The sequence below is a fragment of the Janthinobacterium sp. LPB2021202312-11-4 genome (assembly GCF_037049705.1).
Classification (GTDB): Bacteria; Pseudomonadota; Gammaproteobacteria; order Pseudomonadales; family Pseudomonadaceae; genus Aquipseudomonas.
On sequence record NZ_JBAGKV010000010.1, the window covers coordinates 26,361 to 39,013 of the forward strand.

14 protein-coding genes are annotated in these 12,653 nt (G+C 60.3%); 10 read left to right on the top strand and 4 right to left on the bottom strand.

Translation table 11 applies throughout. From position 1 onward, the window contains the following. Positions 1-98: 98 nt before the first annotated feature. The 7 genes from V5E99_RS12935 to V5E99_RS12965 all read left to right on the top strand — a co-directional run bounded on the left by V5E99_RS12935 (position 99) and on the right by V5E99_RS12965 (position 5,929). Positions 99-1,763, top strand: coding sequence for an OFA family MFS transporter (locus V5E99_RS12935; RefSeq protein ID WP_499802782.1), 1,665 nt, complete (start codon positions 99-101; stop codon positions 1,761-1,763). 282 nt (positions 1,764-2,045) lie between these two features. After that, positions 2,046-2,639 (top strand): imidazoleglycerol-phosphate dehydratase HisB, encoded by a 594-nt coding sequence (gene hisB / locus V5E99_RS12940; RefSeq protein ID WP_003218037.1) that lies wholly within the window; start codon positions 2,046-2,048, stop codon positions 2,637-2,639. Then, a complete protein-coding gene (gene hisH, locus V5E99_RS12945) occupies positions 2,639-3,277 on the top strand; it encodes an imidazole glycerol phosphate synthase subunit HisH (protein ID WP_123511214.1) in 639 nt (212 codons plus the stop codon). The genes hisB and hisH overlap by 1 nt, the downstream gene beginning before the upstream one ends. Further along, entirely contained in the window at positions 3,278-3,535 is a 258-nt protein-coding gene (locus V5E99_RS12950) for a DUF2164 domain-containing protein (RefSeq protein WP_008024930.1), read from the top strand. A 42-nt stretch (positions 3,536-3,577) separates the two neighbouring features. Next, on the top strand, positions 3,578-4,315 hold the full coding sequence (gene hisA / locus V5E99_RS12955) for a 1-(5-phosphoribosyl)-5-[(5-phosphoribosylamino)methylideneamino]imidazole-4-carboxamide isomerase (protein ID WP_201199840.1): 738 nt from the start codon (positions 3,578-3,580) through the stop codon (positions 4,313-4,315). Positions 4,316-4,324: 9 nt separating this feature from the next. Next, on the top strand, positions 4,325-5,095 hold the full coding sequence (hisF, locus tag V5E99_RS12960; RefSeq protein ID WP_007949037.1) for an imidazole glycerol phosphate synthase subunit HisF: 771 nt from the start codon (positions 4,325-4,327) through the stop codon (positions 5,093-5,095). A 78-nt stretch (positions 5,096-5,173) separates the two neighbouring features. Next, entirely contained in the window at positions 5,174-5,929 is a 756-nt protein-coding gene (locus tag V5E99_RS12965) for a substrate-binding periplasmic protein (RefSeq protein WP_499802783.1), read from the top strand. Between the two features lie 82 nt (positions 5,930-6,011). Here the strand turns inward: V5E99_RS12965 and V5E99_RS12970 are convergent, their stop codons facing one another. The 4 genes from V5E99_RS12970 to gpmI form a co-directional block, all read right to left on the bottom strand. Then, positions 6,012-6,788, bottom strand: coding sequence for a divergent polysaccharide deacetylase family protein (locus V5E99_RS12970; protein ID WP_499802784.1), 777 nt, complete (start codon positions 6,786-6,788; stop codon positions 6,012-6,014). 1 nt (position 6,789) lies between these two features. After that, positions 6,790-8,121, bottom strand: coding sequence for a S41 family peptidase (locus V5E99_RS12975; protein ID WP_499802785.1), 1,332 nt, complete (start codon positions 8,119-8,121; stop codon positions 6,790-6,792). 34 nt (positions 8,122-8,155) lie between these two features. Beyond that, positions 8,156-9,451: a murein hydrolase activator EnvC family protein gene (locus tag V5E99_RS12980; protein WP_499802786.1), complete on the bottom strand. Its 1,296-nt coding sequence runs from the start codon at positions 9,449-9,451 to the stop codon at positions 8,156-8,158. Positions 9,452-9,680: 229 nt separating this feature from the next. Then, a complete protein-coding gene (gene gpmI, locus V5E99_RS12985) occupies positions 9,681-11,210 on the bottom strand; it encodes a 2,3-bisphosphoglycerate-independent phosphoglycerate mutase (protein WP_499802787.1) in 1,530 nt (509 codons plus the stop codon). 153 nt (positions 11,211-11,363) lie between these two features. Here gpmI and V5E99_RS12990 point away from each other — a divergent pair, with 153 nt between their 5' ends. Genes V5E99_RS12990 through secB form a run of 3 tightly spaced genes read left to right on the top strand, consistent with a single transcriptional unit; the run spans position 11,364 to position 12,575 of the window. Beyond that, the gene (locus V5E99_RS12990) at positions 11,364-11,777 is read left to right on the top strand and encodes a rhodanese-like domain-containing protein (RefSeq protein ID WP_499802788.1); all 414 of its coding nucleotides are present in this window, start codon (positions 11,364-11,366) and stop codon (positions 11,775-11,777) included. A gap of 1 nt (position 11,778) precedes the next feature. Then, complete coding sequence (grxC, locus tag V5E99_RS12995) at positions 11,779-12,033, top strand: glutaredoxin 3 (RefSeq protein WP_010464569.1); 255 nt, start codon at positions 11,779-11,781, stop codon at positions 12,031-12,033. Positions 12,034-12,089: 56 nt separating this feature from the next. After that, the gene (gene secB, locus V5E99_RS13000) at positions 12,090-12,575 is read left to right on the top strand and encodes a protein-export chaperone SecB (RefSeq protein WP_007949026.1); all 486 of its coding nucleotides are present in this window, start codon (positions 12,090-12,092) and stop codon (positions 12,573-12,575) included. The last annotated feature ends 78 nt before the right edge of the window (positions 12,576-12,653 follow it).

Sequence of the window (12,653 nt, forward strand, 5' to 3'; positions counted from 1 at the left end):
CAAATGGAGCTTCACCCAAAAAAAGGTCATGCCTGCGTGCATTAAGGCTAGGAGTGAGGAGTGGCTGGCGAACCATACTAATAATTGGGGGATACACCATGAACACGAGCATCACGGCGGACGGCGTCAAAGCCGCCCAGCCTGCGTTCCTGTCCAAAGAACGCATCATCGCCAAGCCCGGTTTCAACCGTTGGCTGGTACCACCGGCCGCTTTGGCCATTCACCTGTGCATCGGCATGGCCTACGGCTTCTCGGTGTTCTGGTTGCCGCTGTCCAAGGCCTTGGGCGTGACCGCGCCAGTGGCTTGTGCGCCGGACATGAGCTTCATCTCGCAAGTCTTCTCGTCCCAATGCGACTGGCCGATCTCGATGCTCGGCTGGATCTACACCCTGTTCTTCATCTTCCTCGGCTGCTCGGCAGCGATCTGGGGTGGCTGGCTGGAACGCGCGGGCCCGCGCAAGGCTGGCGTGGTATCGGCGCTGTGCTGGTGCGGCGGTCTGCTGATTTCGGCGCTGGGCATTTATACCCATCAGATCTGGCTGATGTGGGTCGGCTCCGGGGTCATTGGCGGTATCGGCCTGGGCCTGGGTTACATCTCGCCGGTCTCGACCCTGATCAAGTGGTTCCCGGACAAGCGCGGCATGGCCACGGGCATGGCGATCATGGGTTTCGGTGGCGGCGCGATGGTGGGTGCTCCACTGGCTGCGGCCCTGATGGGCCACTTCGCTTCACCCACCAGCGTGGGCGTATGGCAGAGCTTCCTGGTGATGGCCGCGATCTACTTCGTGTTCATGATCGGCGGCGCACTGTCCTACCGCGTGCCGCCAACGGGCTGGAAGCCTGAGGGCTGGACACCGCCGGCAAAAAAATCCGCGAACGCAATGATCACTCACCGTCACGTCCATGTGAACGTGGCGTGGAAAACTCCGCAATTCCGTCTGGTGTGGCTGGTGCTGTGCCTGAACGTGTCGGCCGGTATCGGCATTCTCGGCATGGCGTCGCCGCTGTTGCAGGAAGTGTTTGGTGGCAAATTGATCGGTGTTGACCTGCCGTTCGGTCAACTGGACGCCGGGCAACTGGCTTCGATCGCTGCAATTGCTGCCGGTTTCACCGGTTTGCTGAGCCTGTTCAACATTGGTGGGCGGTTCTTCTGGGCGTCGTTCTCTGACTACCTGGGCCGTAAAAATACCTATTTCGTGTTCTTCGCCTTGGGCTTTGCCCTGTACGCGCTGATCCCGAACCTCGGTCACCTGGGCAACGTTTCGCTGTTCGTGGCGGCGTTCTGCATCATCCTGTCGATGTACGGCGGTGGTTTTGCGACGGTGCCGGCGTACCTGGCGGACCTGTTTGGCACGCAAATGGTCGGCGCGATCCACGGTCGTCTGCTGACGGCATGGGCGGCGGCGGGCGTGTTGGGTCCGGTGTTGGTGAACTACCTGCGTGAGTATCAGTTGAGCATCGGCGTTGAACGCGCTGCGGCTTACGACATCACCTTGTACATCCTCGCGGGCCTGCTGGTGCTGGGTTTCCTCTGCAACCTGCTGGTGCGTCCGGTGGCCGACAAGTACTTCATGACCGACGCCGAACTGGCCGCCGAACAGGCGCTGGGCCACGACAAGGGCGCTGACAGCAGCACCGTGCTGGAGTGGAAAGCGGCGCCGGGCAGCAAGCCGTTGGCGATTGCGGCGTGGCTGGTGGTGGGGATTCCGTTGGCGTGGGGTGTTTGGGTGACCCTGCAGAAAACGGCGGTTCTGTTCCACTAAGAAATGCGTTGTGCCTGGCATGTGGTGTGTCAGGCACAGTGGTTTATGCCCGAAAAGATCGCAGCCTTCGGCAGCTCCTACACCGACCGAGACCACACATTGTTATGTGTACGCCGACCGTAGGCGCTGCCGAAGGCTGCGATCTTTTTGCTTGTATGCACATGTCTATCCCCGACAGCACGGGGTTCTATCCGTCAGGGATATCACCTCCCGTGTTTCTGTTTCGGCCCCGCGCCCCTATAATGGCTGCCTTTTTCGCCCAATGATTTTGCGGAGCTGGTGATGGCCGAACGTAAGGCGTCTGTCGAGCGCGACACTCTGGAAACCCAGATCAAAGCCTCGATCAACCTGGATGGCACCGGAAAGGCCCGATTTGATATCGGTGTACCTTTTCTTGAGCACATGCTGGACCAGATCGCCCGTCACGGGCTGATCGACCTGGATATTGTCAGCAAGGGCGACCTGCATATCGACGACCACCACACCGTGGAAGACGTCGGTATCACCCTGGGTCAGGCCTTTGCCAAAGCCATCGGCGACAAGAAAGGCATCCGTCGCTACGGCCACGCCTATGTGCCGCTCGATGAAGCGCTGTCGCGCGTGGTGATCGACTTCTCCGGCCGCCCAGGCCTGCAGATGCACGTTCCCTATACCCGCGCCACCGTGGGCGGCTTCGACGTTGACCTGTTCCAGGAATTCTTCCAGGGCTTCGTCAACCACGCCCTGGTCAGCCTGCACATCGACAACCTGCGCGGCACCAACACCCACCACCAGATCGAAACCGTGTTCAAGGCTTTCGGCCGCGCCTTGCGCATGGCCGTAGAGCTCGATGACCGCATGGCCGGTCAGATGCCATCGACCAAAGGCGTTCTGTAATGCAGACGGTCGCGGTTATCGATTACGGCATGGGCAACCTGCACTCGGTGGCCAAGGCCCTCGAGCACGTCGGTGCCGGCAAGGTCTTGATCACCAGCGATGCCGATGTGATTCGCGAAGCCGACCGGGTGGTTTTCCCCGGTGTCGGCGCGATTCGCGATTGCATGGCGGAGATTCGTCGCCTGGGTTTCGACTCGCTGGTGCGTGAAGTCAGCCAGGACCGTCCGTTTCTCGGCATCTGCGTGGGCATGCAAGCCTTGCTCGACAGCAGTGAAGAAAACGACGGCGTGGACTGCATCGGCCTGTTCCCGGGCGCGGTGAAGTTCTTCGGCAAAGACCTGCACGAAGACGGCGAACACCTGAAAGTCCCGCACATGGGCTGGAACGAAGTGAAGCAAACGGTGGATCACCCGCTGTGGCACAACATTCCGGACCTGGCGCGTTTCTACTTCGTGCACAGCTACTACATCGCTGCCGGCAATGCGCGGCAAGTGGTGGGTGGCGGTCACTACGGTGTCGATTTCGCCGCGGCGCTGGCTGATGGCTCGCGTTTCGCCGTGCAGTTCCACCCGGAGAAAAGCCATACCCATGGCCTGCAATTGCTGCAGAACTTCGCCGCGTGGGATGGTCGCTGGTAAATGGCCGTCAAGAAGAAGCCGCCGATCCTGACCCTCACTCCCGAACAGGAGAACGAGGCCAATCACAAGATCAAGCGGTTTATGGAGGATCGCTTCGAACTGGACCTGGGTTCGTTCGAAGCGGCCGAAATCCTTGAACTGTTTACCCGCGAAATCGCGCCGCACTATTACAACAGGGCGATTTTCGATGTGCAGACGCACCTTAAAGAAAGGTTCGAAAGCATCGAAAGCGACCTGTGGGCGCTCGAGAAAAACTGATTTCCGAGCGAAGCTGAACACTCGAATTTGAAGGTTTGCCAGATGCTGATTATTCCCGCTATCGATCTCAAGGACGGTGCCTGTGTTCGTCTGCGCCAGGGCCGCATGGAAGATTCCACGGTGTTCTCCGATGACCCGGTGAGCATGGCTGCCAAGTGGGTGGAGGGCGGTTGCCGTCGTCTGCATCTGGTCGATTTGAACGGCGCCTTCGAAGGCCAGCCAGTCAACGGCGAAGTGGTCACCGCGATTGCCAAGCGCTACCCGAACCTGCCGATCCAGATCGGTGGCGGTATCCGTTCCCTGGAAACCATCGAGCACTACGTGAAAGCGGGCGTGAGCTACGTGATCATCGGCACCAAAGCCGTGAAAGATCCGGCCTTCGTTGCCGAAGCCTGCCGCGCGTTTCCGGGCAAAGTGATTGTTGGCCTGGACGCCAAGGACGGTTTCGTCGCCACCGACGGCTGGGCTGAAATCAGCACCATTCAGGTCATCGACCTGGCCAAGCAATTCGAAGCTGATGGCGTGTCTGCGATCGTTTATACCGACATCGCCAAAGACGGCATGATGCAGGGCTGCAACGTTTCCTACACCGCCGCGCTGGCCGCTGCCACGCGCATTCCGGTGATCGCTTCCGGCGGGATTCACAACCTCGGTGACATCAAGTCGCTGCTCGACGCCAAGGCGCCGGGCATCATCGGCGCGATCACCGGCCGGGCGATCTACGAAGGCACCCTCGACGTCGCCGAAGCGCAAGCTTTCTGCGATTCGTACAAAGGCTGAGGACTGACCATGGCGCTGGCCAAACGCATCATCCCTTGCCTGGACGTGGACAACGGCCGGGTCGTCAAAGGTGTGAAGTTCGAAAACATCCGCGATGCCGGCGACCCGGTGGAAATCGCCCGTCGCTACGACGAGCAGGGTGCCGATGAGATTACCTTTCTCGACATCACCGCCAGCGTCGATGGTCGCGATACCACGCTGCATACCGTCGAGCGCATGGCCAGCCAGGTGTTTATCCCGCTGACCGTGGGCGGTGGCGTGCGCACCGTGCAGGACATTCGCAACTTGCTCAATGCCGGCGCGGACAAGGTCTCGATCAACACCGCTGCCGTGTTCAACCCGGAATTCGTCGGCGAAGCGGCGCAGCATTTCGGCTCGCAATGCATCGTCGTCGCCATTGACGCGAAGAAGGTTTCACTGCCGGGCGAAACCCCGCGCTGGGAAATCTTCACCCACGGCGGGCGTAAGCCGACCGGTCTCGACGCGGTCGAGTGGGCGAAGAAAATGGAAGGCCTGGGCGCCGGGGAAATCCTCCTGACCAGCATGGACCAGGACGGCATGAAAAACGGCTTCGACCTGGGCGTGACCCGCGCCATCAGCGATGCGCTGGGCATTCCGGTGATCGCTTCCGGCGGTGTCGGCAACCTGCAACATTTGGCCGACGGCATCCTCGAAGGCCACGCCAGCGCGGTGCTGGCGGCGAGTATTTTCCACTTCGGCGAATACACCGTGCAGGAAGCCAAGGCCTACATGGCCCATCGCGGAATCGTGATGCGGTAAACAAACCGATACAGGCCAGTGGACAGCATGGCGGGCTCAAGGCACTCTTGGGCACGCCATGGATTCCGGTAGCCCGACATGCTCAAACGCCTTCTTCTTGTCCTCGCCAGCGCTTCTGTGTTGCTGATCAACGCAGCCCACGCCGAAGAAAAATCCGCCCCCGACCTGGTGTTGCTGACGGAAAACTTCCCGCCGTACAACATGGCGAAGAACGGCAAAAATTTCGCTCAGGACGAGAACATCAACGGCATCGCCGTGGACATCGTCCGCGAGATGTTCAAGCGCACCGACATTTCCTACAGCCTGACCCTGCGTTTCCCTTGGGAGCGCATCTACAAACTCGCCCTGGAGAAACCCGGTTACGGTGTGTTTGTAATGGCGCGGCTGCCGGACCGGGAGAAGCTCTTCAAGTGGGTCGGCCCTATCGGCCCGGATGACTGGATCATGCTGGCCAAGGCTGACAGCAAGATCACCCTCGAGACGCTGGATCAGGCGCGAAAGTACAAAATCGGCGCCTACAAGGGTGATGCGATTGCCGAGACCCTGGCCAAGCAGGGGCTGAATCCGATTGTGGTGCTTCGTGATCAGGACAATGCCCGCAAACTGGTCGGTGGCCAGATTGACCTCTGGGCCACCGGTGATCCGGCGGGGCGTTACCTGGCGCGGCAGGACGGCGTGACAGGCCTCAAGACCGTACTGCGCTTCAACAGCGCCGAGTTGTACCTGGCGCTGAACAAAGACGTGCCGGATGAAACCGTTGCCAAGCTGCAAGCAGCGCTGGATCAACTGCGCAAGGAAGGCGTGGTCGATGAAATCATGGCGAAGTATTTGTAGCGTGGATCAAAAGATCGCAGCCTTCGGCAGCTTCTACAGGAGAGCGCGTTCGGCGTAGGAGCTGCCGAAGGCTGCGATCTTTTCAGCGGTACACGCCGTCCTTCCCATGCCCGGCCATCGCCCGATTGCCGCGCACACTGATCATCAACTTGATATCGATCCACTCAACGCCCTGAGCCTTGAGTTTCGGTAATTCCCGTTCCAGCACCGCCAATGTCTGCGGATACGGATGCCCGATCAGCACCGCCGAGCCCTGCTTGTGCGCCAGGCTGATGGCCGTTTGCAGTTGCGTGAAGATCGCCGCTTCGGTGCGTTCGTCATCGAGGAATACATCCCGTGAGACGTGCGCCAGGCCAATTTTCTGCGCCTCGGCCGCCGCCACGGTTTGCGCGCTGGTGCGGCTGTCGACGAAGAATTTGTGCCGCCGTTGCAAGTCCGCCATCAACCAGGCCATGGCCGCCGGTTGGGCGGTCATGCGACTGCCCATGTGGTTGTTGATGCCAGCGGTGTACGGCACAGCCTTGAACGCCGCGTCGAGGCGTTTTTCCAGTTCTTCGATTGGCAGGTCAGGGTGCCAGGCGAACGGGCCGGTGGCCGGGTCCATGGGCATGTGCAGGATCACGATCTTGCCCGCGCGATGGGCTTCGCGGGCGAATTCGGCGGCGTGGGGTGTGTCGGGCATGATCGCCGTGGTCACCGGGCCGGGGAGGGCGAGCACACGGCGATCCCGGGGCAGGTTCTGCCCCAGGTCGTCGATGATCAGTGTCAGGTAAGCCTTGTGAGGCGGTGCCTTGGCGGGGTCTGCATGAGCAGCGCCCGCCAGGCAGCACAACAGCGTGAGGATGAACCGCAGGCGCATCTCAGCGGCCGGAGGTAATGCTCAGCCCTTTGAGCAGGCTCAGGGCCTGGGCCAACTGGTAATCGTCATCCTGCGGCATAGCCTTGGCTTTGCTGGCCGAACCGGTCGGTTTGTCGGCGCCGCCGTTGCCATTGCCCAAGTGACCTTGCAGATCGGCTTCCTTGAAGTACTCGCCGTCCTGCTCGTTGGTGATCTTGGCCTTGCGCACTTCGATGTCCGGGACGATGCCCTGGGCCTGGATCGAGCGCCCGTTCGGCGTGAAGTACAGCGCGGTGGTGATCTTCAATGCGCGGTCGTTGTTCAGCGGCAGCACGGTTTGAACCGAGCCTTTGCCGAAACTGGTGGTGCCCATCAGCACCGCGCGTTTCTGATCCTGCAAGGCGCCGGCGACGATTTCCGAAGCCGAGGCGCTGCCGCCGTTGATCAGCACAACCATTGGCACGGCTTCGCTTTCGTCTTTGCCGGTGGCCGAGAAACGCAGTTCCGAGTTGGCGATACGGCCCTTGGTGTAGACGATCAGGCCTTTGGTGATGAAGTGGTCGACCACTTCCACCGCCGCTTGCAGCACGCCGCCCGGGTTGTTACGCAGGTCGAGGACGATGCCGTTGAGCTTCTTGCCGTTGTCCTTGCGCAACTTGGCCAGGGCCTTGGAGACCTCTTCGCCGGTCTTGACCTGGAACTGGGTGATGCGGATGTAGCCGTAGCCCGATTCCAGCAGCTGAGCCTTGACGCTCTTCACTTGAATGGTGGCGCGCACCAGGGTCACGTCGAACGGCGTGCCGCCATCGCGAACCAGGGTCAGGGTGATTTTCTGGCCGAGCTTGCCGCGCATCTTGTCCACGGCTTCGGTCATGGTCTGGCCGCGAGTCGGCGCGCCGTTGATCTTGACGATGAAGTCGCCGGCCTGGATGCCAGCCTTGGAGGCCGGGGTGTCGTCGATCGGCGACACCACTTTGATAAAGCCGTCTTCGGCGCCGACTTCGATGCCCAGGCCGCCGAATTCGCCGCTGGTGCTTTCCTGCAGCTCAGCGAAGTCTTCCGGGCCCAGGTAGGCGGAGTGCGGATCGAGGTTGCTGAGCATGCCCTTGATGGCATTTTCCAGCAGGGTCTTGTCATCGACCGGTTCGACATAAGCGGCTTTGATCCGGTCCATGACCTCGGCAAAGGTGCGCAACTCTTCGAGCGGCAATGGTGCCTTGGTGGTCGCAGCAGTGCCCGCAGGTGCAGGAGCTGGCGCAGCCGCCGGTGCAGGCTGAGCGGCAAACGCCAGAGGCGCGCCGATCACCAGTGCGATCGTCAGGGCCAGCGAGGTAAGGCGGGACAAATGCAGCATGTCGAACGAACTCCTAATGTAGGTGACTCAACGCCTATCCTTGCGCGTGGCACCATTGGGCCGGATCACTCGGGTGACCCTGCTGACGAATTGCAAAATACAACGCTGGCGTGTCCTGCCCGCCACTGTTACCGACAGTGGAGATGGACTCACCGGCTTTAACCACGTCACCCGCAGACTTGAGCAGCGTCTGGTTGTGACCGTAAAGACTCAAGAAACCGTTGCCGTGGTCGAGAATCACCAGCAGCCCGGCGCCGCGCAACCAGTCGGCAAACACCACGCGGCCACCGTGTACGGCATGCACCTGGCTGCCGGCGGAGGCGCTGATCATCACGCCGTCCCACTTGGTCCGTGCGTCGTCGCCGCGACTTTCGCCGAAGCGCGCCAACAGTCGACCATCAACCGGCCATGGAAGTTTGCCGCGGGCAGAAGCAAATGCGCCGCCAAAGGTCTCGCCTGAACTGGAAACCAGCGCGCCAGGTGTCGATTTGGCCGGTTTGCGTGGGGCGTCGGTGTTGGCATCCGCCAGTTCCTGGGCCTCACGTAAACGCTTTTTTTCGGCTTCCTGCTGGGCAATCAGCGCTTTTTGCCGCGCTTCTTCTGCCTCACGAGCCTGGCGAGCCAGGGTTTCTTCGATGGTTTTAAGGACTTTAGACAGGTCTGCCTGATCCTGCTCGCGGGAGGCGAGTTTCTGATCGCGCGCCTTTACGTCGTCGTTGAGTTTGGCCAGGACTTGCTGGCGTTCCTGGCGGACTTTGTCGAGTTCGTCGCGCTGGCTGTCGAGGCTGCTTTTTTGCACCAGCAACTGCGCCTGTTGCATGGAAATGTCTTTTTCGACGTTGGCCAGTTGGCGCAGGGTTTCGTTGAAATTCTTCAACTGCTCCAGGCGGGCCTGGCTCAGGTAGTCGTAATAGGTGAGGGTGCGGGCGAATTTTTCCGGATTCTGCTGGTTGAGCAGCAGCTTGAGGTATTCCTGACGGCCGTTCTGATAGGCGGCGCGGGCCTGAATGGCGATCAGTCGTTGCTGTTCAATGCGCGCGCTCTGGAGTTTTTTTTTCTCACCATCGAGTCGCTGCAGCTCGGATTCGCTTTTCTTCAGCTCTTTTTGCAGGGCATCGACCTGCTTCTCGAGCTTGCCCATCTCGGTTTCGGTGCCCTTGAGGTCCTTTTGCACACCGGATTTTTCTTCCTGCAGCTTGCCCAGCAGTTTTTTCAGCTCGGCAATGTCCTGACGCGTGGCGTCCAACTGTTGTTGGGTTTGCGCGCGCTCGTCAGCAAAGGCCGGTTGGAGCAGGCAAGTCAGAGCGAGGGCTATCAGGACGCGAAGCATAGAGGCGGGTGATACCAGGGAAAGGGACGGCCTAGTATGCCCGCCAAGCGCCGCAAAAAAAACGCCCTTTTCGGGCTGTGTGATAACTGGCCTGAAAAACACCCCAAACCAATGTGGGAGCGAGCTTGCTCGCGATGGCGACCTGACATTCAACAGTGATGTTGGCTGTCAGATTGCTATCGCGAGCAAGCTCGCTCCCACAAGGTTTTGCGGTGTTTGATGGATCTGATCAGACCAGAATCGAAGTGCCGGTCATTTCTTTCGGTTTCTCCAGGCCCATCAACATCAGCATGGTTGGCGCCACGTCCGCCAGCACGCCGCCATGGCGAACCTTGAAGTCACGCTTGCCGACATAAATGAACGGCACCGGCTCGGTGGTGTGAGCGGTGTGGGCCTGATGGGTTTCTTCGTCGGACATTTTTTCGCAGTTGCCGTGGTCAGCGGTGATCAGCGCTTCGCCGCCGACCTTTTCCAAGGCCTCGACGATACGGCCGACGCACAGGTCCAGGCATTCGACGGCTTTGATCGCGGCTTCAAGGTTGCCGCTGTGACCGACCATGTCGCCGTTGGCGTAGTTGACCACGATCACGTCGTAACGCTGGTTGTCGATCGCGTCGACGATACGGTCGGTGACTTCCGGGGCGCTCATCTCAGGCTGCAAGTCGTAGGTGGCGACTTTGGGCGACGGGATCAGGATGCGTTCTTCACCCGGGAACGGTTCTTCGCGCCCGCCGGAGAAGAAGAAGGTCACGTGGGCATACTTTTCGGTTTCGGCGATGCGCAGTTGGGTCTTGCCGTTTTTCGCCAGATAGTCGCCCAGCACGTTTTCCAGGCTGCCGGCGGCGAAGGCCGAAGGCGCGGGGATGCTGGCGGCGTATTGGGTCAGCATGACGAAACCGGCCAGTTTTGGCTGGCGTGCGCGTTCGAAGTCTTTGAAATCATCTTCGACGAACACGCGAGTCAGCTCACGGGCGCGGTCGGCGCGGAAGTTCATGAACACCACGGCGTCGCCGTCTTCGACCTTCACCGGCTCACCGATGGTGGTGGCTTTGACGAATTCGTCGCTCTCGCCACGCTCGTAAGCGGCTTGCAGACCTTCCTGGGCGGTGGCGGCGTTGAATTCGCCCTTGCCGTCGACGATCAGGTTGTAGGCCTGGGCCACGCGGTCCCAACGGTTGTCACGGTCCATGGCGAAATAACGGCCGACGAGGCTGGCGATCCGGCCTTTACCCAGGGCCTGGAACGCCGCGTCCAGCAGTTCGATGGACGACTGGGCGCTTTTCGGCGGGGTGTCGCGACCGTCGAGGAAGGCGTGCAGGTAGATTTTTTCGGCGCCGCGCTTGAACGCGAGTTCGGCCATGGCGACCAGATGATCCTGGTGGCTGTGCACGCCGCCATCGGACAGCAGGCCCATGAAGTGCACGGCTTTACCGGCGGCCACGGCTTTATCCACGGCGGCGCAGATGGTCGGGTTCTCGAAGAACTCTCCGTCGCGGATCGATTTGGTCACGCGGGTGAAGTCCTGATACACCACGCGGCCGGCCCCCAGGTTCATGTGGCCGACCTCGGAGTTGCCCATCTGGCCGTCCGGCAGGCCAACGTCCATGCCACTGCCCGAGATCAATCCGTTCGGTACGGTAGCGGTCAGACGGTCCAGAACCGGCTTCTTCGCCGAATACACGGCGTTGGCTTCGTGGCTCTCACTGTGACCGAAGCCGTCGAGAATAATCAGGACCAAAGGTTTAGGCGTGGTTGTCATGGATTCCACTCGTGGCTGAGTTAAAAAGAGGGCAATGGAAAAGGGAGTGGCAGTTTAAAGCGAAGTTCACACCGCGTCACCGCCGGACGGGGTTTGGCCCACCCTAGGGGCTGTGTATACTGGCCCACTTTTAACGCCCTGGAACCACCTTAAATGCTTGATCACCTGATTGCATTTGCCACCACCCACTATTTGCTGGCCGGTATTTTCGTTGTTCTGCTGGCTCTGCTGATCGCCCATGAGATGCAGGGCGGCGGCCGTAGCCTGAGCACTGCCGAGCTGACCGGGCTGGTCAACAAGGACGCAGGCGTGGTGATCGACATTCGTTCGACCAAGGATTTCGCCGCTGGCCACATCGTTGGCGCGTTGAACATTCCTCACGACAAACTGACCGCTCGCGTCGGCGAACTGGAAAAGCACAAGGCCAAGACCATCATTCTGGTCGACGCCCAAGGCCAGACCGCTGGCACCCATGCTCGCGAACTGATGAAGTCCGGCTTCACCGCCGCCAAGCTCTCCGGCGGGATTTCCAGCTGGAAGGGCGATAACCTGCCGCTGGTGAAGTGATATGAGCAACGTCGTCGTCTATTCCAGCGATTACTGCCCTTACTGCTCGCGAGCCAAGTACCTGCTCGAGAACAAAGGTGTGGCCTTCGAAGAGATCAAGGTCGATGGCAAGCCGCAGGTGCGCGCCGCCATGGCTCAGAAGGCCGGGCGTACGTCCGTGCCGCAGATCTGGATCGGCGAGCGCCACATTGGCGGTTGTGATGATTTGTTTGCCCTGGAGCGCGCCGGTAAGCTCGACGCCATGCTCAAGGCCTGACTTAAGCACCCAAGAACAGCAAACCCTAAAAGACCAAAGATCAGAAAGGATCTGAGATGACTGACCAACAGAACACTGCAGCTAGCGAAGAAGAAACCGCACCGCAATTCTCCTTGCAGCGCATCTACGTACGTGACTTGTCCTTCGAAGCCCCGAAAAGCCCGGCGATCTTCCGCCAGCAGTGGGAACCGAGCGTCGGTCTGGATCTGAATACCCGTCAAAAGGCCCTGGAAGGCGACTTCCACGAAGTCGTGCTGACCTTGTCCGTTACCGTTAAAAACGGTGACGAAGTGGCATTCATCGCTGAAGTGCAACAAGCCGGGATCTTCCTGATCAAGAACCTGGACGACGCTTCGATGAGCCACACCCTCGGCGCGTTCTGCCCGAACATCCTGTTCCCGTACGCTCGCGAGACCCTGGACAGCCTGGTGACCCGCGGTTCGTTCCCGGCCCTGATGCTGGCTCCGGTGAACTTCGACGCACTGTACGCACAAGAACTGCAACGCATGCAGGCCGCGGGCGAAACCCCGACTGTGCAATAAGCGTTCAATGCAGTAACGAAAAAAGCGCCTTCATAGGCGCTTTTTTCATGGAGCAAACGAAACGGCTGGATATGCGCT

Excerpts from the sequence above, each read along its gene's own strand:
- secB (WP_007949026.1), top strand. The coding sequence starts at position 12,090 with ATGACTGACCAACAGAACACTGCAGCTAGCGAAGAAGAAACCGCACCG.
- gpmI (WP_499802787.1), bottom strand. The coding sequence starts at position 11,210 with ATGACAACCACGCCTAAACCTTTGGTCCTGATTATTCTCGACGGCTTC.
- hisF (WP_007949037.1), top strand. The coding sequence starts at position 4,325 with ATGGCGCTGGCCAAACGCATCATCCCTTGCCTGGACGTGGACAACGGC.
- V5E99_RS12935 (WP_499802782.1), top strand. The coding sequence starts at position 99 with ATGAACACGAGCATCACGGCGGACGGCGTCAAAGCCGCCCAGCCTGCG.
- hisB (WP_003218037.1), top strand. The coding sequence starts at position 2,046 with ATGGCCGAACGTAAGGCGTCTGTCGAGCGCGACACTCTGGAAACCCAG.
- V5E99_RS12965 (WP_499802783.1), top strand. The coding sequence starts at position 5,174 with ATGCTCAAACGCCTTCTTCTTGTCCTCGCCAGCGCTTCTGTGTTGCTG.
- grxC (WP_010464569.1), top strand. The coding sequence starts at position 11,779 with ATGAGCAACGTCGTCGTCTATTCCAGCGATTACTGCCCTTACTGCTCG.
- V5E99_RS12950 (WP_008024930.1), top strand. The coding sequence starts at position 3,278 with ATGGCCGTCAAGAAGAAGCCGCCGATCCTGACCCTCACTCCCGAACAG.
- hisA (WP_201199840.1), top strand. The coding sequence starts at position 3,578 with ATGCTGATTATTCCCGCTATCGATCTCAAGGACGGTGCCTGTGTTCGT.
- hisH (WP_123511214.1), top strand. The coding sequence starts at position 2,639 with ATGCAGACGGTCGCGGTTATCGATTACGGCATGGGCAACCTGCACTCG.
- V5E99_RS12975 (WP_499802785.1), bottom strand. The coding sequence starts at position 8,121 with ATGCTGCATTTGTCCCGCCTTACCTCGCTGGCCCTGACGATCGCACTG.
- V5E99_RS12970 (WP_499802784.1), bottom strand. The coding sequence starts at position 6,788 with ATGCGCCTGCGGTTCATCCTCACGCTGTTGTGCTGCCTGGCGGGCGCT.
- V5E99_RS12990 (WP_499802788.1), top strand. The coding sequence starts at position 11,364 with ATGCTTGATCACCTGATTGCATTTGCCACCACCCACTATTTGCTGGCC.
- V5E99_RS12980 (WP_499802786.1), bottom strand. The coding sequence starts at position 9,451 with ATGCTTCGCGTCCTGATAGCCCTCGCTCTGACTTGCCTGCTCCAACCG.